Annotated in this window: 2 protein-coding genes and 1 pseudogene; 1 reads left to right on the plus strand and 2 read right to left on the minus strand. The window is 54.2% G+C overall.

Going from position 1 to position 4813, the window contains the following annotated elements; translation table 11 throughout:
* A pseudogene (locus M0974_RS01305) lies at positions 1 to 520 on the minus strand (hypothetical protein); the annotation flags it as partial.
* Positions 521 to 760: 240 nt separating this feature from the next.
* Between M0974_RS01305 and M0974_RS01310 the strand changes: the two are divergent.
* The gene (locus tag M0974_RS01310) at positions 761 to 2302 is read left to right on the plus strand and encodes a type III effector (protein WP_297831650.1); all 1542 of its coding nucleotides are present in this window, start codon (positions 761 to 763) and stop codon (positions 2300 to 2302) included.
* A 243-nt stretch (positions 2303 to 2545) separates the two neighbouring features.
* Here the strand turns inward: M0974_RS01310 and M0974_RS01315 are convergent.
* Positions 2546 to 4813: RHS repeat domain-containing protein (locus M0974_RS01315; protein ID WP_297831653.1), on the minus strand; the 2268-nt coding region annotated here is incomplete at its 5' end.

The following is a 4813-nucleotide window of genomic DNA, read 5'->3' on the forward strand; positions in this document are numbered from 1 at the left end:
CGGATCCTGTCTCCTCAGGGACTTGGGCCTTGCTTTGAATACCGCTTGAATCACCCGCGCCTTCAGCTCCGCCAGTGCCTCCACCGGAACCGCCTCCGACTCCTGATCCGCCATCGGTCGCGGCGATTTTATTGTTGTTGGCAGCACCGTTTGATGAGTCATCTTTGGGCTGCAGCAGGTTCTGTAGCCACTGCATCACGGCGGTCTGGATGACTTTCATCAGTTGATCAAGGATGTCCTGCTGATCACCGCCCGCTGAACTTGCACTGGTTTTAGTCGACGAATTAGCCGAGTCATCCAACGGACTATTGTTGTTTTTCGGAGCGAAATTGACTTGCGAAGACGTCAGGTTGCTAAACAAATCTTGGAGCTGCGAGCCGCCTTTTTCGTTGAGTGACGAGTCGCTGGTTAATGAGCCCTGATGTTTCCCGCCTTTCGAATTCAGGGCGCAGAGGTCCAGTGGCTGGGAGTTTGCCAAATCTTGCACAGGTAAACGGAAGGAAGGGATGTTCAGGCTCATGGGCTTCTGTCCTCGGTAAGCAGCGCGATGATGTTGGGACGATCAGAAGTTGAGTGGTGCGAGGGAGGGTGTGGGTTCCATGGTGGTGTGTGCCGCGGCTTAACGAATTCATATCGAAGGCACCGAAGCGGCCTGCCTGGATAAACGCGTCGCGAGAACCCCAAAGGAACTGAATCCCCGGTGTAACCACCCACTACTCACGGACACTCATGAATTTTTTATGACTAGAGAGCAATAACTATGGACATAACCCGCGCAGTACCGTTAGCAACCATCAATACCCATGCAAACGAAGGCGCTGCTGCTACCGAAGCTGCCGCGACAGTTGTGCCGGTAGAGCAGCGTCCCGCGTATCGTGAACTCAGGGAAATGATGGTCGATGTGTTCGAGAAACACATGATCCCACCCGGCACTGAAGCCGCCGGTTCACCTGAGCGTGAACAAATCAATAAGCATAATGAAGGAATTGAGGACCTGATCAACTCTAGGGCCGCTGGGTTATGTGAGCAGGGCGAAACTCGAGAGACGGTTCAAGACACCCTCGCCAAGGCTCCCGGGATGGACCTCAAGGCAACCGTCGGTAAGGCCATGTTTCGCGGGATACCGTTTGCCGCAGCATCGGTGTTGCAATACCTGCGGCCAGACATCGGTGCCGGGGCGTTTTTACCCGATTCACTGAAATTTGCAGCACCGTTGGTTTCGGGTTTGATTTCTGGTGCGATGGACACGGTCGGTACGACGATGATGGATCGCGCCACGGACGATGCCCATTACCTCAAGGCACCTGCAGACAAACTCAATAGCACCATGGCGAATGTTCTTGATGGCAAAAAAACTGCAGTGGGCAAGCAGGCTGTAGATCAAGGGTTGGCGATCCAGACGTACTCCGTGCGTAACGCGGTGCGCGGTGGTGTCGGGATGGCCACTGCGGGACACCCAAAACTCCAGGGTGCGCTTGATATAGGCTTTACATCGGGGCTCGGTCTGGTGGCAAATGCCGGTTTTGCGGCTCGCCTGGATGCGACCGATAAGCGTGATGGGCGGGTCGGGCCTGAGTTTTTGTTCGGCCGCAAGGATGATGAATGGTTAGGCGCGTACAACACGCTGAAAAATTCTTCTGTTGCAAGTCAGCTCGCAAGCGCCACGAAACGCGTAGCGGGGATGCCGATTAATATATTGACCGACACGCCTAAAGCCCTCCGCGCGCTAGGGACAGCCACCAGCTTGACTCAGTTGGCTGCACTCGGGGGCGGTTTTGCAGGCGTTGGCAAGTTGCAAGCATTGGCGGCAAGTAAACTGCCCGCAGGCACTAAACCTTATGTGCAGGCGGCAGTGCAGCACGGCATCAATATCGCCGGATCAGCCGCTACTTTTGGGGCTTGGACAACGGCTAGCACACTGACCGACAAAGCCACGACCAGTACTTCTGATTTCCTGCAAAACGACGTGAAGAGCGGTTCTCTGAAAACGGCCGAAGCGGTCGGATCAGGTGCGGTGAAGTTAGGTGGGGCTGCAGATCGCCAAGCCAGAGCTTTAAGGACTGCTGCAGATCGCAAAGCAAGAGAGTTGGGTACCGCCGTTGGCGACAGAGCTACAGAGGCAGCGACTGGTGCTAGAAGGCTCGGTGGGCAAGCCATCACGGGAACGGGCAACGCGATTAGCGAAGCAAGTGCCAGCCTGCGTCGCAGACTGAATGCATTGCCAGCTGTCCCTACGGCTATTCCCGCTACTGCAGATGCTCCGGTTGCTATGGGGCATCAGCCGCTAGACTCTATGGTCTAAATGGCGTTATGCGATATCCCTTATCTTGCACAGGTGAACGAAAGGAAGGGATGTTTAGGCCCATGGGCTTCTGTCCTCGGTGAGCAGCGCGATGATGTTGGGACAATCAGAAGTTGAGTGGTGCGGGGGGGGGGTGTGGGTTCCATGATCTATTATGTTACGCATTAGCGAAAAAACCCTGTAGCCGCGTTGGCTCTACAGGGTTGTTCGGATCATGTGGATTCGGCAGAGGTGGATCAAAAATTATTTGAGCGGTTTGGACGGGAACCATTCAGGACGATAGATCGGCATGATTACCTCGCCTAAACTGTTCATGAATCCGGACTTGTGGGACTTAAAGATGTCGCCCTTGTTGTAGAGCCTGTCAGAGTACTCCTTAATGGTGAAACCGTTATTCAAAACGTTGTCATACAGCGCTACTGTGCTGCCTGGCTCGAAATTGGCAGTCAATGGATCATGAAAACCTTTCACGGGTAGACCTGCCTCTATCGAGAATTGGCTCGCAAAGGATTTTTCTCCACCCTCAGCGGAGTGGCACATACAAAGTCTAATGGAGTCGTAGTTAGAAAAATTAACGCCAGAACTTTTAAGCTCGGCGTAGAGACGGTTTGCCTTCCATGTCAAAACTTCCTCGCTAATATCTATTTCTTTTCTCCAAATTTTGAACTTCTTCTTCAAGGTGTTTACGTAAATTTCTACGGAGCCGTCTTCCAACTGAGTCCCATGTCCCGCAATATTTAGTCTGCGCATTTGGTTTTCTTTTTTTGCGTTGTAAACGTCTTCGAAAATATAGATGTACTTGCTTAACGGATTCTTGGCGTCCAACGGCCTCATGTTTTTCATCGGTCCGCCAAGTTCCAAGATTGTTCCCTCATTGGAATGAGTGCTAATGCGTGTCCCTCTATTGCCCACTCGTTGCAACTGCTTTCCAATTTTGTCCGCCATTCGTCCCACCTTGCTCCGCCCCCAGCGCATCAACCTAGCCCCCCCACTAATAGCCGACTTTATCGGCAAGACCATCGTCGCCATATCGATCCCAAATCCAGCCCAACCCAGCTTCTCTGCCAATTCCGGATTGCTGTTTTGCAGCGCGACACTGGCGATTGACAGCCCGCTACTCACTACGATTGCTGCTAGCAGAAAGCCCGCCAATACCAATGAGAGCCCGCCGCTAGGAATGGCCAACAAAACCCCAGCAACAGCTATCAAAATCGACACACCGGACAATATGATGGTAAAAATCAGCTCCCCGATGTTGTCTTTGTCTTGCTTCTCCCGTTCTGGCGCCTTGGCTGGCGTAAAATCGCTGATGAACTGGTCCAGTGTTCTAATCATCTGGTCTTGTCCCCAACGGCTAACCATCACGTGGCCATTGGGGTCGTATAGGTTCACCGGGTCACCGCTGCAATAGGCATAGTCGTTCAAACCGCCATAACCGAAGGGGCTGGCGCTGTCCGGCTGTTGGAACACTCTCATGGAGGGGCTGTAGACGCGATAACCATCACCTAAGTGATAGCAACCGGTTAGCGGGTCGCGACGAGCGCCGTTATAACCGAGTCCACTGACCAGAGAAGCGTGACGGGTGTCGACACACCCTCCCCAGGGGGTATACGAAACACTGTTGCGAGCCATTCCACCGGATGTGTCTGGCTGATACTCGCTGGACACGCCGCTCTGCGGGTCGCTGAGGGTAAAGACTGTCTGTTGGCTTTGGCTGGTGATGACCTGTACCGCCAGCCCGGCTTCTTCGTCGAATCGCAATCTCTTCAGCTCTTCGCCGTTTTGGCCCAGCCACACCTCACCACACAATGCATCGCCGCTATAGATCAGCACGCGGCGCTGTTGCGCCTGTTCATCCCATTGAATCGTCAACCTGTCTTGTTCATCGTATTCGTAGCGGGTGATGGCTCTGCCGTCTCTTCCACTGACGGCAGCTAGCCTTCCAGTCAAGGTGTAGCTGAGTCTACGGCCCAGCTCATCCTGGGTCAGATTGCCGTTCGCGTCATAGGTCAGCATCGCTTCGGTTCGGACGGGGTTTGCAGTCCTTCCCGCGCTGTCCGGCGCCGGGGTGCTAATCGTCACCGCCTTGAACCGTTGCGTCGGGTTGTCGGTGCTGTAGCTGTATTCCTGCCGCTGCTTACTGCGGTCGACGTAAGCAGTAGTGCACACGATGAGGTTGTTCAACAGGTCGTATTCGTAGGTTTGGCTGCGGATAGCTTTGCCACCGGCATCCTGCGGTCCATCGACGGTAGTGTCATCGACGACCCATTCCTGGAGGCGCTCGCGAACGTCGTAACTGAAGCGTTCGCTGAGGCAAATCTCACCCTTGCGACTCAGGGTTTTGCTGGTTAACTGACCACTGACGGACCATTGCTGTTGATAGGTTTCGACTTCCTCACGGTTGATATCGTAACGCCGACAGGTTTCTTGACCGAAGCCGTCGAACTCATGCGCGACTGTCAGAGTATGACCCGTCTGAAGGTCGCGCACGGTTGTCCGCTCACACTGGCC

The organism is Pseudomonas sp. (assembly GCF_026224925.1).
Lineage (GTDB): Bacteria > Pseudomonadota > Gammaproteobacteria > Pseudomonadales > Pseudomonadaceae > Aquipseudomonas.

Bases quoted from the DNA above. Each gene is read 5' to 3' on its own strand.
- M0974_RS01310 (WP_297831650.1), top strand. From the start codon at position 761: ATGGACATAACCCGCGCAGTACCGTTAGCAACCATCAATACCCATGCA.